Origin of the sequence: Fluviispira sanaruensis (assembly GCF_004295685.1) — a bacterium.
GTDB classification, from domain to species: Bacteria; Bdellovibrionota_B; Oligoflexia; order Silvanigrellales; family Silvanigrellaceae; genus Silvanigrella; species Silvanigrella sanaruensis.
Genome location: NZ_AP019368.1, coordinates 1,292,687 through 1,308,596 on the forward strand (window position 1 = coordinate 1,292,687; position 15,910 = coordinate 1,308,596).

Genomic DNA, 15,910 nt, shown 5'->3' on the forward strand with positions numbered 1-15,910 from the left:
AATAAAGTTTAGTTTTAAGCTATTACATAGGAATATCTGCTTTTTCACGAATCCCTGATCTCACTGGCAAAAACCTAATCAATAAAACTTGAGAAGGGATCTCTGTAGATACGCAATAATTCAAACCAAAGCAAGATAAATATTTCGTAGAATGACTTGAAATATGTCGAAGTGCATAAGTTGACTTAATTTGATTTTTATTAATATTTATAAACTGAAATATGTGTTCATTATTTGAAATATTTTCTTTCTGAGCAAATGAAAAATATAACCCATCGTCATTCATTTTAACAAAATAAGAATCTGGTTCATCTTCATTTTTAAGATTGATATAAAGAAAATCTTTTTCCCTAATATCTTGATCGCAGGGAATATTTTGAGCAGAGAGAAATTGAACAAACCCAGTTGCTCTCTTTGACTCAAAAATGGTTCTTGCAAGATATTTTGTAATTCCAAATAATCCATTTTTAGCAATAAGAAAGCCATCATTAGTAGAAGTATTTGAATTATCAGCAGTTCCCATTGAATATGTATTGCAATATTTTAGCGGTGTGCCAAAGTGTTCCAAGACGACTGGCTCTAAGATCTTATTATCAGTAACTCCTTCGTCAGCAAAACAGACAGTAAATGGAAAGCAAGATAAAATAATAGTACATAATAAAGTCTTCATAACTTTTCCTTATTTATAAGATTTTTTAAAGTATTAAAAAGAAGCTATATAATTTTAAATTAATTTACTATTACAGGATTAAAATAAAAAAAAAATTTCTCTTGTCAAGATAATAAATTATTTTGTTCGAAAGCCATTTAGATCGAGTTTATTAAAAAATCTAATTTTTGATGTTGCAATGGAGTTTATTGCAGTTGACAAATGATTAATGTGAATTTTGATATAGCACTGAACTCACCATAGCAAGACCTGGATATTATTCTAAACAGCTTCATCTTGGCAGTATGAAAATGCACTTTCTTTGAATAATTTTTTTTCATTTGTAGTTAGGGGAGATTTATTAGGCTTTGTAATAGATTTGAGTTTATCAGATTCATAAAAAGCTTTTATGCATAAATTACCACTTTCATAATAGTAAATAAAAGTCCCATGATTTTTTCCATTTTTATGATTGCCTTTTGTAAAAATTTTTCCATTATCATAGTATTGCTTAAAAGGTCCTTCAAATTTATTATTTACATGGTTTACTTCAAGTTGTAACTTTCCATTTTCATAATAATAAGCAGTTCTGCCATGATATATGTCTTGATTTATATATGTTTCCATTCTTAGGTTACCATTTTCATAGTATTTTTTTACCGGTCCATTTAAAATTGATGCGCTTAGATAGAAAAAATTTTTTATATTACCATTTTCATAATAGTCCTTCAAATATCCATCTTTTAGTCCATTTTTAACTTCAAACTCAAGTTCTAATTTCCCATTGCAATCATATTTTTTATAGAGGCCATTGGCTGGTTTTTTTGTGTCTTTTTCGATCATAACTGTGTCATTGAGATATGTTATTTCTTCTGCGGTATAAACTCGCTGCTCAGGAAGAGCCTCAATTTCTTTGTTTGACTGGATAAAAATGCAACTTATAAATAGAATGGTTAATAATAAATATCTCATTATCTTTAAATTCCTTCTCCAACAATAACGATAAGAACGTTATGCTTTTAACTTTAAAAGGCTCGATCTTAGGAAAATAATATGTGTTTCATTCTTTTCTGCAAGTTTTTATATAAGATTTTTGTAGTCTAATTTTTAATAAGAAAAATTTATTTTTAGTATGATAGAATAGTTTTTATCTGCTGTCATAAAATATGGTGGAAGAGAATATCCATTGCTTACTAGGTGGATAATAATATTTTATACTCCTGGGCTGGGAATCCATAACCAGGTACGAAAAAAATCACTGGAAATTTTCCAGGTGCTATTTCAGCGTGACGAGAACTGTGACTTTTCATCTTTTTTAGTTGTGCGGACTGTTCAATATTTTTACTGCTAGTAAATTCTTTCATATCATCGATGAGAGTGGGAATAAGGTAGTATGCTGAAGTTTTTTGATCGAGAGTTGGATAATAAATTCGGAGTAAAACTTCATTACAGTGCTTTTGGTTTTTCTGGCTGAAATATTCTTTAGACTTTTCTCTATAGTATGGGTTTGGGCACATTGATGTATTTATAATATGCTGATCAATATATCCTACAAAAAATTCTCCGGATGGGGGAAGCAGAAAGCCTGTATCTGGCTGCATTTTTCTAATTGAAATATTTTTAAACTTTCTATCATTTTCAAATTCAGTTGTATGGATAGCTTGTTCCGCTTTAGGGGGAGTCTCATTTTTTAAATCTAGGGAAGTGCAACCTGTAAAAAAAATAAGAATGAATAAAAATCTTAGCATTTGGATTCTCCTTTTATATTTTTTTTAATATGCTTTAAAAACTAAGAAGCTGCAATTTCTTTCTCTTCAGATTTTCGAGAGATTAAATAAAAAACAATCAAAAAGAAGGCGCAAAGTAAAAAAGATGCGCGATAGATATTTTCAAAGTGAAAAATGCTATAAATTATTTCAAAAATGCCGGGAATAACTTGTGAATAACTTATTTCTGCGGATGAGATTCCTGCTGCCTCTCTTTTATAGGATATTTTAAACCATTCGCTTTGAATTTGTAAATTTATGCGTGGGTAGCTGAAGAAAATGAGAGGAATCAGAGTTATTTTCAAAGAAAAAGACGAAACGCTTGGTAAAAATAAAAAGGTAAAAATTATAATTAATAAGGCAAATGAAATTACGGAAGTATTTAAAGAAATAGCTTTATTTTTACTTTTTAATTCGACAATTTTTCCACCGATAAAGTAAAATAATCCATATAAAATTAATTCTATGGTGAAAAACTTCTTTACCAAAAAGTTTTTCACCATAGCTAAAAATCAATATATTTGTTCCACCTAAACCTGCACAAATTAAAGTATCAATGCTAAAAAGTAACAAGAATAAGTATAGCAATTGCCATATGAATGGTATTGCTTATCAATAGAAATAAACCAACAAGACAATATGATCCTTGGATTAATACCTTTAAAAAAGGCACAGGTGATAAATAGTTCTATATTTTTATTTATCACAGAAATTAGAATGAGGAACGTAGTAAGTGAAAATAAAACTTCAGAAGCTGATCCGATTTTATGCGGCTCATATTTATTATTTATACTTGCTGAGATTAAACTGCCAACGATATTGCCAATTCTGAGAAGGAAAAATAATAAGCCAATATTGACAACAGATGCCCCAAAAGAATTGCCTAAGATTGGAAAAAATCCGCTGGTTAAGAATGATGGAACATTCGAAATTATAACTTGTAAGACAAATGGATTTATTTCAAGCATTAAGACCCCTGTGTCGTAAATAAGTATACAATAAATAAACTTTATTTTTTTATTGATGGAGTGTTAACTAGATATTTAATTTAAAAATTAATAACTTTAATATTTATTGGTTAAAAAAAAATTCGATATATTTTGATTCTGATTTATATAAAAGTACAATTGAAAAAAGCATTCTAAAATTTATATCCTGTAAACCTTCTGAGTTATACTTTTTTAATATTCCAGTGTTTGATTCTTTGCTGTTTCTGTCAATTATTTCTGAATTGTTAATATAATTTATATCTTATTCAGTATAAATTCGTTTCCCATTTTGAAATAAAATTTCTCTTTTTTTATAAGGCGTCGCACAATTTGTAAAAAGTATGAGCAATAAAAAATATCTAAGCAAATTAATCCCCTTCAATTTATAAATGAAAAAATGTGCAAGATTTAGAAATGAGAGGCAACACTTTTTTCAATTATTGACAATTTATGGAGATAAATTTTAAAATATTAAAATAATTTTAACAAAGAATCTAAATGCGTTTCCCATGCACACTGGTCATGAGATTGACCACGACATTATTTAAAGCATCTGCTTGCAAAATGAGTTCATCTGAAATATTTGCTGCTTCTTCGCTTGTTTTGGAATTTAACTGGGTGACTGAATGAAGTTGCTTGATGGCATTATGTATTTCGTTTGTTCCTCTGGATTGTTCTTTTGTGCCAAGGGAAATTTCATTGGCTAATTTCGTCACAAATGTTGCATTCTCAACGATATCGTTAAAAATTTCTGCACAATTTTCTGAAATCTTGACTCCTAAATCAATTTTTTCTTTGCCATTTCCAGTAATTGATTTGACTTTTAGCTTCAATTCAGTGGTTATTTTTTCAACTTTGCTAACGCTTTCATTAAGTATATTGGCAATTTCTTTAGCAGCATCTCCGCTCATGCCTGCAAGGCTCCCAACTTCTTCCGCAACAACTGAAAATCCCTTGCCTTGTTTACCTGCGCGGGCGGCTTCAACGGAAGCATTAAAAGCAAGTAGTTTTGTTTGAAAAACGATCTCATTTATTATTTTTGTTTTATTCTGAATTTCAAGAATTAATTTTACAATTTCATTTAATTCTTTGTTGCTTGTATCCGCTTGCTTTATAATGGAGCTGTTACTAAGACTTATTTCATTCATAGCACTGCGCATCTTGTTTATCAGATCTTTTCCACTGTCAACTTTGTTCTTCGATTCTTTCGATTTCTGCTCAGCATTGTAAGCACCATTGGATAATTGTTCAGTCATAGCTGCAATTTGTGTCAAAGAATTCACTGTTTGTTGGAGAGATGAAACTTGCTCAGAAGTCGTGCTAGCTATTTGTGTAGCAATAGTTTGCATACTTTTTGAAGATGATTTCAATTTTGCTGAAACCGATAAAATATTATTTACAAGAGATTGTAAATTATTTGCTGATATATTAATGAGAAAAATTATAATAAAAAGTGTAAAAATAAAAATGACAAGCATGAGCAGCGATGATAATAGTATATTAAACTTAATTGAGCGGGAATTTTCCAATGAATTTTGTTCAAAATCGTTATTTGCCATAATAATAAGTTTTTTTAAGCTGTCTAATACATTTCGATCCATTCCTTTTACGGCTTGATCTGCCTCGGACATTGAGAATAGATTTTGCGAGAGTGAGTTATTTCTTACTACTTTGTATTTATTTTCAAGATCACTTAAGTTACTTAAAAATAAATCAATATTTGGCAACTCATTTTCTGTGAGCAATGGTCTTAGGCTTTTTACAATTTCTTTTTGCTTGTCAATCGATTCATCCATTCCCTTACTGTGTTTATTGAAACTTTCAATATCTTTTCCACGGATAAGTGTATTTTTCCATTCCTGAATCATGATGCCAAAACTCCTTTCAATCTCGGCTATTTTTTTATATTTATTCAGGGAAATAGTACTGTTTTTTACTAATTCTTCATTCACGTTATAAGTTTTGAAATATCCAAAGAGGCTTATAGCAAACATGAGAAAAGTTGAAAATAAAACAGGAATTAAAAATTTTGTTTTTAAACTGACTTGATCCCTAATCATTGAAATCATTTTAAGCCTCCAATCTTTCACTAAATTGTAAATACATTAAAGTTTTATGTCTTATTTTATTATTATTAATCGATTGCAAATGAGTTAGCCCTTTGCAGACTTGGAAGAAGTTTTAGACTTGCTGTAAATACTTTAAGAAACTGTGTTAATTGTTAACTTATTTGATACCTCTCACAACCCCTTTAAAGTCTTGTAATGAAGGCTTAGAATTTGCTAAGAGATTGATTTAAATGATATTATAGTATGTTTGTGTCATACAGGCTGTCTGACGCATAGTTGATATATATCTTAAATTATAGTTAGTTATAAAATTTGCGCTGCTGCCAACGAGGCTCTCGGACACGGTATAATTTTTTTAAGTGCTTAATTTTTTTCTATTATAAAGCTCTGAAAAAACTCTCCGATAAGTGGCTTTGGGAGGAATCCATTATGAATATGAATCCAAAAAAAGAAAGAATTTCGAGTGAGAAATATACACGTGATGGAGCTAAATACGTTTGCACACGCTGTAAGAAAAAATATTTTTCTAAAGATGAAGTTGAAAAATGCTATGATGGGCATCCAGTAAAAAAAGAAGAAACAGTTTAATTCCTCTTTACAAAATTCACAGCTCACCGTTGTTAAAATGCTGAGCTGTGGAATACTTTTTGCGTTTTAACAAATTATAAATAAATTCTAGGTAATTTTCTAATTATCAATTGAAATATCCTCATTGATATTTTTATAAGCAGGCTTTTTAAAACCATGCGAGCTTGAGATCAATTTATCAACATATTTGTATTTTTAGGTAATTCTTTATTCTCATTTGGAGCGTAACTGAGTGAGAATTGATCGGTATAAATATTTGTTTTCTCCTTAGCCATTCCAACCGACAGCATTAAATATTTAGCAATTCTGGTTATTATTCAGTAGAAAATTTTAAAATGTCTAAAAAATACTCAAAAATTATGTTATCTAATATTTTGCTTGATTAAGTAATAAGTATAATTATTAATTAATAAAAAATTTGCAATATTATAAAATATAGTTTAATTATGTATTGTAGATATTATAAATAAACATATTTGCAAATTATTCTATGGCATACGGAGAATATTTAATGTTTTATAAATTTATTAAGCAAGCTTTTTTTCTTACTCTTTTTTTTGTATATAATTCTTTTTTGTATGCAACTTATTCGAATGAATCCTTGAATCTTGATTTTACTGACTCGCTATCTATTTCAGAAAGTCAGCGAGTAAATAGAAGTGCCCCTACTTATGAGAATTTTTTCTGGAAAAATGGGAAAGTACATTATAAATTTGAGAATAATAAATTTTCTGATGAGGAAATAACAAGTGTGAGAAGTGCTATGCAAACTTTAGAATCATATGCAAATGTTTCTTTTCTTGAAATCACAAATACGGCCTATTTTAATAATCTTGTTACAATTCGAAAAGGTGATATTTGCAGCAGCACTATAGGGAGAAATCCTTTTTTAGCAAGAGGTGTAAAGCGATCTGTTACGTTATCAAATGATGGTTCTTGTTTTCACAATAAAATTCTTTTGCATGAGCTGATGCATACGCTTGGATTTCATCATGAACATTCTCGTTTTGATCGAGATAATTATATTGAAATAATTGAAAAAAATATCAAACTGAATGTTTTACACAATTTTAAAAAAGTTGGCGACATGACTGTTCGATTTGGTGATTATGACTATGACTCTATTATGCACTATAGTCAAAATGCTAATAGCAAAGATGAATATACCGCTCGCTTTGATCAAACAATAAAACCTCTTAAAAATGGGGTAAAAATAGGCAAAAATAATCACTTAAGTGCAGGAGATATAGACGGGCTTATCAAAGCTTATGGGCCTCCCTTAAATAAAAATCCAAAGTATATTGAATTTAAAAATAGTGCAGTTTTCAGCGCGCAAATCAATCTAAAATATTATTATAATCAGAGCAATTCAAATCAATGGAGTCAATATTCTTGGTGGGGAATGAGAGGTGATAAAAAAACTTACACTTTACCAAGCAACGTTGATTTTGTGGAAGTGACAGTTTCATTCCGCAGTATCTTTGATTGGTATGACCTCGAATATATAACTTATTTAAAAGACGACTTGCCAATTTGTTTGGAAACTTGGGGGACTTTGTTCTCCCCTCAGTTGAGTCGCTGCTAAAATTTTTTCAATACAATTCTTGCGCGGGAAGCATCTGGCCTCGATCTTGCAAATTTATGAATTCAATAGTTTTTAGTCATACAAATTAATATATTGTCAATTTTATAGGCAAATTTATTGTGGTGAGAAAAGAAGTTTTAAAAATTGTCAATAAATCTTTGTATAATTTGTAGATGATCCAATTTTTTATTTTTGCAGATTAGCTTTTAGAATTAAATTCATTTTTTCTAAAAATGAATTTAATTTAATACTGGCTTTGCAGGTCATTTATCTGTTATCATTCTTTACAACATGTTCATTTTCATTCGTTAGACTTTATCGTCCAACTTTTGCAGAAAACATGTTCATATTAAGTTTTCTATAATTTTTTTAAGCAAATCTATGGTTTAAATTCTATTAAAGTGGAGCTAAAATGCGAATCATATTTATTTCCGGTGATGGTCATGGTGCGGGTAAAACATATTTAGCAAAAAGAATAGCCAGTGGAAAAGAACAGATTTATTCAATAGCGAATATGATACGCAAAGAGCTTTCATTGGTTTATCCCAAATATGATTGGTATAACAAGACTCCTCGTTTTAAAGACACAACAATCGTTAAAGAAACAGGAAAAACGATTCATCAAATGCTTGATGAATTGGGAAAAGAAAAAAAAAGTTTAAGTAACATATATTGGGCTAAACAAATTGTTGAATTGATCACTTACAGTAGAGATAGTGATAATTTAGACATTGCTATCATCGATGATATTCGTTTGATTGATGAATATCTTTATATTAAAAGTCAATTTCAAAAAGAACACATTACCCATTTTCATGTGATCAATGCCAACGCAAAGCCAGAGCCAATGTATCAAAATAAAGAATTACGAGAACAAGCAGACTATCATATTCTTTCTCGGATGGTTCTGTCTTCAATAGGGGTAAAATAAAAGGAACTATATGCAAAAACAACCCGTTCTTTTTATCGGGCATGGTTCGCCTAGAAATGCTATTGATGAGTCTGGTTTTAGCAAAGCTCTTAAGGAATATGGCAGGAGTTTGCGCTTTAATATTCCTAAAGTGATTTTATGTGTTTCTGCGCATTGGTTTGAAGATCGTTTTTTTATAACACAAAATGAAAATTCAGATATTATTTATGATTTTTTTGGGTTTAAAAATGACTTATCTCAATTTAAATACAAATATAAAGGATCAAAATTCTGGGCACAAAAAATAAAAGAGGTTTTTCAGAGTGAGCAGATAGAATATGATGAAGAGAGAGGAATAGACCATGGAGTTTGGAGTGTTCTGGCGCATTTGTTTCCAGATGCAGATGTCCCTGTGGTCCAAATGAGCATGAATAAAAATTTTGGCTTAGAAGAGCATTTTCGCTTTTATGCAAAATTAAGATCTTTGCGCAATGAAGGTGTTCTTATGATCGGTAGTGGAAATATAGTCCATTCTTTTGCAGGCTTAAGGGAAAATATTGACGCAAAACCATATGATTGGGCTTATGTGTTCGACGAAAAAGTAAAAAAATGTATTCTTAACTATTCAATTGATGAATTAATTCATTATGAAAATATTGGTGATTGTGCTAAACAATCAGTACCAACTTTAGAACATTATTTACCTCTTATATTTTCAATGAGCTTAAAAGAAAAAAACGATAAGATCTGCTTTATATATGAAGGTTTTCAATTTTCAAGCATGTCTATGCGATCTTTTGCAATCACAGACGAATAAAAAAATATGTCTAATTAAGAAGCTATCCTAGTGGAAATTATTTTTGCAATTAGGCAATTTATTATATATCAGTCATAAAATCAACAAATCAATCAATACTATTAATTTATAATATAACATAGCCGATAAGATATAAATTTTAAAAACTTTACATATTGGAGATGGTATTGAATTACAAAATTATTATTATCTTATTATTTGTTATTTTATTAACATTTATTGGATTTAAAGTATTTAAAAAAGATGAGAAAATTGAAAACAAAATTGTTGAGGATAAAATACTAGAACAGTCTCTTCAGTCAAATTCTAAAGTTGAAATTGAAATTAATAATAAGCCAACAGAATTGATTAAAGAACAAAAGGAAATATTAAGTAAAGCACCAAAGAATCGCTTTGAAAAAGATATGCGCATTTTTGAAGAAAAATATAAAAATATGCATAAAAATGTTGAATTTAAAGAGAGTGAATTTAAAGTCTATTTAAAAAAAGAAGCACATAAAAAAATTCCAACCTTAAATAATTGGTCATTTGTTAATAATGTTCTGGCAATGGACAAAAAAGATTTGAAGGATCCAAATAAGAAGATTTTATGGGAAGATGATAATTTTTACTATGTTCGAACCAATTCATCTAATTTGAATGGTTCATATGAACAATTTAATCCTAAATTTTCTTTAGTTGCATTCCAGAATGACACTTCTACAGTTGGAATCGTCAATGGTTTTTTTATAATTGAATTAAAACAAAAAATAAATGATATATATGCTTTTGAAGCTCAAAATCATGTGAAATTAATTTCTTCTTATCCAAAAAGCAAAATTATTGTGGTGCGTGCCAAAGAAAATAGTAATATTTTGCAAACACTTCAGAGCTTAAAAGCAAATCCAAATATTAAAAATTCAAATTTAGAAATAATTACAGGTTTTCCTGTTCCCAATTAATGCTTAAGAGGTCTTAGATGTCTAGTAAAAATATTTATTTATTTTTAATTTTTCTATTTGTAGGATGTGGGCAAGATGGAAAGAGTCAAAATAATTCATTATTTGATAAACAGTGGCATTTAAAAAACACCGGACAAAAATTATTTATCAATGAAGTGGGGAAGGCAGGTGTGGATATTAATTTAACTTTTCCAAGTAAATATACTGGAAAAGGGGTGAATGTTCTCGTTACGGATTCAGGAGTGGACTTTTTTCATCCTGACCTTGAAAAAAATATGAAACCAAACTCTTTTATTGATTTTACCAATTCATCGATTCCAAGAGTATTAGATAAATATAAATTAAAATTTGGAGAAGAGCATCATGGAACAAACGTTGCTGGTATAATTGGCAGTTCAGTCAATGCAGACAATCAATTTAGAGGTATAGCCCCTAATGTTAAAATAGCTTCTGCAAATTATCTTTCTAATTATAAAGTGAAAGCAGGATCCTCTGTTATAAATGAAAAATTTTTCATTTATAATTTTGCTGTTATGAATGGTATTCAAATTATTAATGAGAGCTATGGATCGGCAAGTTTCGCAAATGACTACTTTTATTTAGGAGAATATTCTATTATATATGATCTCATAAAATCTGCTATAAGAAATGCTGGATTCGGATTTATAATTGTTAGATCTGCTGGTAATGAAACTTGCAGTAAAAATTATGCAGAAAAAATTTTAAAAGCAAAAGGATCTTCCTATCTGCAAGTTATGGAAATTTTAGAAACATTGACTCCGAATTCATTATCAAATCTTAGCACAGATTTGGCCGAAATTTTAAAAGCAATTCGTCCTATTTTGTCGCAAATGGACGATGCAAATAGAAATCCTAATAGAATTGTAGTGGCTGCTTTGAGCGCCAATGGAAATATTGCTAATTATTCAAGTATAGGAGCAAATATTTGGGTTACAGGATTAGCGGGCAGCGAAAGTAGTGTGCGTTCAAACGATGGAATTTTTCATTCCCCTAATTTTAAAAGAGATTATCCTGAAATTCTCACAACAAGAATTGCGGGAATGCCTAGTAAAAATGATTATTCATTATTTGATATTGGTTTTTTAGCAGAAAATAAAAAACTGAATTACACAGCAACTTTTAATGGGACTTCAGCAGCTGCCCCAACAGTCAGTGGTGTGATTGCACTTATGTTAGAGGCAAATCCAAATTTGAGTTTTCGTGATGTAAAACATATTTTAGTCAAAACATCTAATCGAGATAAATTGACACCAAACCCTAAACCTTATTGTATTAAAATCTTAGAAAAAATTGGTAATTACAATGCTAATTTTTCGCAGCTGTGGAATGTGGGTTGGGTACAAAATCAAGCAGGAAATATTTTCCATAATTTTTATGGATTTGGTTTGATTGATGCGGATAGAGCAATTGAAATGGCAAGAAATTTTCATTTACCTTTGGGAACTCAGATTGATGTTAATGGAAAAAAATCTGAAAATATGAATGTTGGAGCAGGTATGTCTTCAACCTCTAATTTAAATATTGCAAATGATTTAAGTATTGAAGCTGTGCAATTGACACCTTTTATTGAAGCAGATTGGCCAGATGGTTTAGGAATTGTTTTAGAGTCACCAAGCGGCACTAAAAGTACATTATTATATCCAGGTAATTCATTTATAGCACTTGAAAATGAACGTAAAATAAAAAATTATTCATATCCAGTAAAAGATTATTCAAAAGTTGATATCACTACGGGAGGTGATTATCTTTCTAATGCATTTTATGAAGAAAGATCGGTGGGAGAATGGAAATTAACTCTTATAAATAGCAGTCAACATTCTGCTAAATTAACAGGATGGAAAATAAAAATAATTGGACATTAAACTTAGATTATTTTGATTTATGAATGAGGTTTTTCATGAATTTAAAAATGGTAATCTTGATAATAATTTTGATTTTCTCTTGGCAGAACTCTTTTGCTTTAGGAAGTAATTCAACTTTAGATATTCTAACAGGCATAGGTATTACGCGATATAATGAAAATAGTGAAGATCACTCTCCCATTTCTAAGGTATCTCTTACTGGATTAAATTTAAATGGTTCTCTGTTATTTCCGTTAAATCAAGGACAATTTTGGTCTCCTGTTTTGGGTGGGGGAATGACGCTATCAGCTTTGATTGGTAAAGAAAATATAGGAGAGTATAGCTCTTCATCTGTATTTATGTCATCTTTGTTTTTAGTTGCAAATGGTGGATTTAAATTTGGTTCAACACCTTCATTTTCTTTATATACACTTCTCAATCTTGGATATTCTATAAATGACAAACATACCTCTTCTATAAATACAACTTTTAACGATTATCAAGTGGATACAGAAATTAAAAACCATTATTTGTATGGAATAAATATAATTGCGATGTTTGAAAAATCAAAAGATTTTAACATGGGTGGTGGCTTTATTTTTAATAGACATTCTATGAGATATGATAGTTTTATTCTTCTTGGTAAAGAGCCAACAAATATCGGTTTTGACACCAGCTTTGATGAATATTCTTTTAACTTTTTAATCAGTTTTAATTTCTAATTATCAGATTATGCCTAAAAATTATTGTGCAAAAATTTCGATTTCTAGAAAGTGTTTGTATCACCAATTTAAGTTGACACTTTTTCAGAAGGAAAAAGTTATCAATGAAAAAAATTTACAGATCCAGGAAAAAGGTTTAGTTACCCTAAGAAATGGTTATAATTGTTTAATATTTCACTTTGTGGTTGAATTTTGAACTTTGATTTGGAAAATCCATTGAAGATTTATTGCTTTATATTGAAAAAAAATAAAAAAGATGCAAGAATAGACCGTCTATAGAATGGCTCAGTGATCTAAGATCGATCTATAGAAATAAATCAGATCAAAAAATTGTAAGAAATCTTGGTTTAAAGACTTGATATAGCAATTATCATGAACTTTATTCAGGAATTGTCTGAGTGAGTTCTATGCAGAATCAAAATTCACATAATCATGTGTCAACTAAAACGGGAGCCATTGCAAATAATAATTGCAAATTGAGTTAAAATTCATGAAAAATTCCATATATATCATTATAAAACTGTTCGCATTCACATTCTTTTTTATATTTTCACACAATGTTTTTGCCACGAAGTTCAATGTTAAGTTTTCAAAGAATAAGGAACATACAGCAAAATGTTTTGAGGATTATAACTCTTTTTTTGAAAAAATAAAGCATAATCCAAGAGATGTTTGCGTTATTATCGATGAATCTCTGCAGTGTCAGAAGAGAAATGCTATTTTGTATCATAAAAAAATAGACACATATTATATAAATAAAGTGCTGAAAAATTATTCTTACTGTTTGGATAATAGTACTGTGAGCAGCTTGTACAACATATTTATTCCCAATAGAAGTCAAGGAAAAAAGAAATTTGCTGCTCAGTTCGAAAAGTCAAATTTTATATATTATCATGATTATGATGCAGCAAAATCTCTGTATAAGAAATTTCCAAATCACATAAGCGAAGAGCAATTATACTCTCTCTATGGTTATGCTTTATTAAAAGATCCGGTTTTTGCAAATGAAATTCGTGCTAATATAAATACAAAGATACAAAGTGAAGAAGGATATGTTTGTAACTTTGTTAAGACATCTATTTTGGCAAGTTTAACGACTGCCCGTGATTATAAAACTCCTGTCGATCTTAAATATCTTGAAAATATGCTTTCTCGATACGATGTTTGCTATAATAAAGATCAGTCAGAAAATATAATTCATGTGCAAAAACTTTTTGATATTGTTCTATCTGCTGAAAACCGACTGGAAAAATTAGTTCCCTTATTGGGTAAAAGAAAGTCAAAGAGTTTTCCCTATGCAGATTTCTCTGCCGCTAAAATTATTTTTAGCAGGTATCCAGATTATTTGAATGATGATCAACTTTCACTTTTATATGAGTATGCTCTTGCATTTGATCTTGATTTTGGAGAAGAACTTTTTAATTATTTTAAAAATGAAATTGAGGGGGCTCATATTTTTATCTATCATGAATTGAGTAAAGAGGAAAAATCTGAGCTCATTCAAAGAATAATGTCAATACTTTAAGCTGCACTTTGTTTTAAGATCGTCTTCTTTTCACGGTGAGCAGCTTCAACAAGATCAATCATTTTTGGTTTTACAATATAATATAATAAAGCAGCACAGAACATAAAGATAGTTATGAATAGATATATATAAAAGGGCTTTTCAATAGCATATGAGCCGATCTTTGCTGCAATTAAACCTGTAATACCATAGCAAGATAAATAGATGGATTGAAAGAATGATTTGTAATTTTGTGGTGCAATAATACTGATTGCAGACATAATAACAGGATTTATGATTGTTTCACTTACTGAAAAAATAATCAAAAAGAGTGCGACTTCATAATATTGCAATGGTTTAGGCATGAAAGCAGGAACGTCGAATTTTAACGTTAATAAAGTGAAATATAACAAAGCACATGCACATAAAAAAAGGGCAAAATTCATTTGGGAAAAAAAATGTGGATACTTATTTTTCAATGCTCTGCGCGATAAATAGTAAGTTATGATAGGAGTCGCTACCATTATGGTTAAACCTTCCAGAGCTGAAAAAAATGTCACTGGAATATTATAGTTAAACACAGTTTTTTGAGTGTGGTGCTCAATAAAAAGTGAAAGTGTGCCCGAAGCACTTAGATTGTATATGACTGCCCAAAAACTAAAGAAAACAATAGAAATAATGAGCATATAAAGTGCTTTGTTTTGCACTTGAGATATTTTTTCTTTTTGAAATTTTAAGTTGATATTTTTGCTTGAATTGAAAACAAGATGCTTCTTTCCAAAATAAAAGATCATGATTCCAAGAGCCATGCCAAAACCTGCTGAAGTTAAGGCAATATGGTAACCATATTCCTGTAAAAGGAGACCTCCAGTAACACCAGCAAGCATAATTCCTAGATTGATTCCACAATAGTACCAGCAATAACCCGATTCTCTCCGCTTATCATTCCATTTATATAAATTACCGAGAAGTGCAGGAATGCAGGGTTTAAAAAATGCTGTTCCAGTGGCAATTAAAAATAATGCGATATATAAAAATATAATATTGGCCGAGAAAAGCATACAAAAATGGCCAAACATTATTATTGTACCACCTAATAAAATCGAACGAAAATGCCCAAGAAATTTATCGGCAATTAATGAACCAAAAATTGGAAAAATATATGCAGCAAGTGTGTATAAACCACCTAAAGTGAGAGCTTCTGCTTTACTCCATCCCAATCCATGTTCAGAAACTGGAGAAGAAGCGTATAAAACAAGTAAAAAAGAGAGAGTATAAAAACTCAAACGTTCAAAAACTTCGGTCAAGGCAAGAACATACATGCCTTTTGGATGTGATAATGTCATCATCTTTTCTTTCATGTATAGTGTTAAAAAAAATAATAGGAATTCAAATATTAAATTTTTAGCTAGCAAAAATGAATTTAGTCAATGAGAGAATGAATTCAAGTGTTTTTTTTCTTGTATTTTTGTCATTAATTCTTAAAAATTACAAATTATTTTTTTTGG

The 15,910-nt window shown here is 29.6% G+C and carries 15 protein-coding genes; 8 read left to right on the top strand and 7 right to left on the bottom strand.

Features of this window, described 5'->3' with window-relative positions; all coding sequences use genetic code 11:
* Positions 1-22: 22 nt before the first annotated feature.
* The 6 genes from EZS29_RS05575 to EZS29_RS05600 all read right to left on the bottom strand — a co-directional run bounded on the left by EZS29_RS05575 (position 23) and on the right by EZS29_RS05600 (position 5,473).
* Complete coding sequence (locus tag EZS29_RS05575) at positions 23-670, bottom strand: hypothetical protein (protein ID WP_130607401.1); 648 nt, start codon at positions 668-670, stop codon at positions 23-25.
* A 261-nt stretch (positions 671-931) separates the two neighbouring features.
* The gene (locus tag EZS29_RS05580) at positions 932-1,621 is read right to left on the bottom strand and encodes a toxin-antitoxin system YwqK family antitoxin (protein WP_130607403.1); all 690 of its coding nucleotides are present in this window, start codon (positions 1,619-1,621) and stop codon (positions 932-934) included.
* A 221-nt stretch (positions 1,622-1,842) separates the two neighbouring features.
* Entirely contained in the window at positions 1,843-2,397 is a 555-nt protein-coding gene (locus EZS29_RS05585) for a hypothetical protein (RefSeq protein WP_130607405.1), read from the bottom strand.
* A 41-nt stretch (positions 2,398-2,438) separates the two neighbouring features.
* Positions 2,439-2,903, bottom strand: coding sequence for a hypothetical protein (locus tag EZS29_RS05590; protein ID WP_130607407.1), 465 nt, complete (start codon positions 2,901-2,903; stop codon positions 2,439-2,441).
* A 57-nt stretch (positions 2,904-2,960) separates the two neighbouring features.
* Positions 2,961-3,383: a hypothetical protein gene (locus tag EZS29_RS05595; protein ID WP_130607409.1), complete on the bottom strand. Its 423-nt coding sequence runs from the start codon at positions 3,381-3,383 to the stop codon at positions 2,961-2,963.
* 515 nt (positions 3,384-3,898) lie between these two features.
* The gene (locus EZS29_RS05600) at positions 3,899-5,473 is read right to left on the bottom strand and encodes a methyl-accepting chemotaxis protein (protein WP_130607411.1); all 1,575 of its coding nucleotides are present in this window, start codon (positions 5,471-5,473) and stop codon (positions 3,899-3,901) included.
* Positions 5,474-5,902: 429 nt separating this feature from the next.
* Between EZS29_RS05600 and EZS29_RS15875 the strand changes: the two genes are divergently transcribed.
* The 8 genes from EZS29_RS15875 to EZS29_RS05635 all read left to right on the top strand — a co-directional run bounded on the left by EZS29_RS15875 (position 5,903) and on the right by EZS29_RS05635 (position 14,423).
* On the top strand, positions 5,903-6,061 hold the full coding sequence (locus tag EZS29_RS15875; RefSeq protein WP_172603794.1) for a hypothetical protein: 159 nt from the start codon (positions 5,903-5,905) through the stop codon (positions 6,059-6,061).
* Between the two features lie 511 nt (positions 6,062-6,572).
* Positions 6,573-7,646, top strand: a complete 1,074-nt coding sequence (locus EZS29_RS05605; RefSeq protein WP_172603795.1) for a M12 family metallopeptidase — start codon at positions 6,573-6,575, stop codon at positions 7,644-7,646.
* 412 nt (positions 7,647-8,058) lie between these two features.
* The gene (locus tag EZS29_RS05610) at positions 8,059-8,577 is read left to right on the top strand and encodes a hypothetical protein (RefSeq protein ID WP_130607415.1); all 519 of its coding nucleotides are present in this window, start codon (positions 8,059-8,061) and stop codon (positions 8,575-8,577) included.
* A gap of 10 nt (positions 8,578-8,587) precedes the next feature.
* Positions 8,588-9,373, top strand: coding sequence for a dioxygenase family protein (locus tag EZS29_RS05615; RefSeq protein ID WP_130607417.1), 786 nt, complete (start codon positions 8,588-8,590; stop codon positions 9,371-9,373).
* 167 nt (positions 9,374-9,540) lie between these two features.
* A complete protein-coding gene (locus tag EZS29_RS05620; RefSeq protein ID WP_130607419.1) occupies positions 9,541-10,314 on the top strand; it encodes a hypothetical protein in 774 nt (257 codons plus the stop codon).
* A gap of 17 nt (positions 10,315-10,331) precedes the next feature.
* Entirely contained in the window at positions 10,332-12,197 is a 1,866-nt protein-coding gene (locus EZS29_RS05625; protein WP_130607421.1) for a S8 family serine peptidase, read from the top strand.
* Between the two features lie 35 nt (positions 12,198-12,232).
* Positions 12,233-12,898 carry a hypothetical protein gene (locus tag EZS29_RS05630; protein ID WP_130607423.1) on the top strand — a complete coding sequence of 222 codons (666 nt, stop codon included), beginning with the start codon at positions 12,233-12,235 and terminating at the stop codon, positions 12,896-12,898.
* 490 nt (positions 12,899-13,388) lie between these two features.
* A complete protein-coding gene (locus tag EZS29_RS05635) occupies positions 13,389-14,423 on the top strand; it encodes a hypothetical protein (protein ID WP_130607425.1) in 1,035 nt (344 codons plus the stop codon).
* Here EZS29_RS05635 and EZS29_RS05640 read toward each other — a convergent pair.
* A complete protein-coding gene (locus EZS29_RS05640; RefSeq protein WP_172603796.1) occupies positions 14,420-15,751 on the bottom strand; it encodes a peptide MFS transporter in 1,332 nt (443 codons plus the stop codon). The genes EZS29_RS05635 and EZS29_RS05640 overlap by 4 nt on opposite strands.
* Positions 15,752-15,910: the final 159 nt, after the last annotated feature.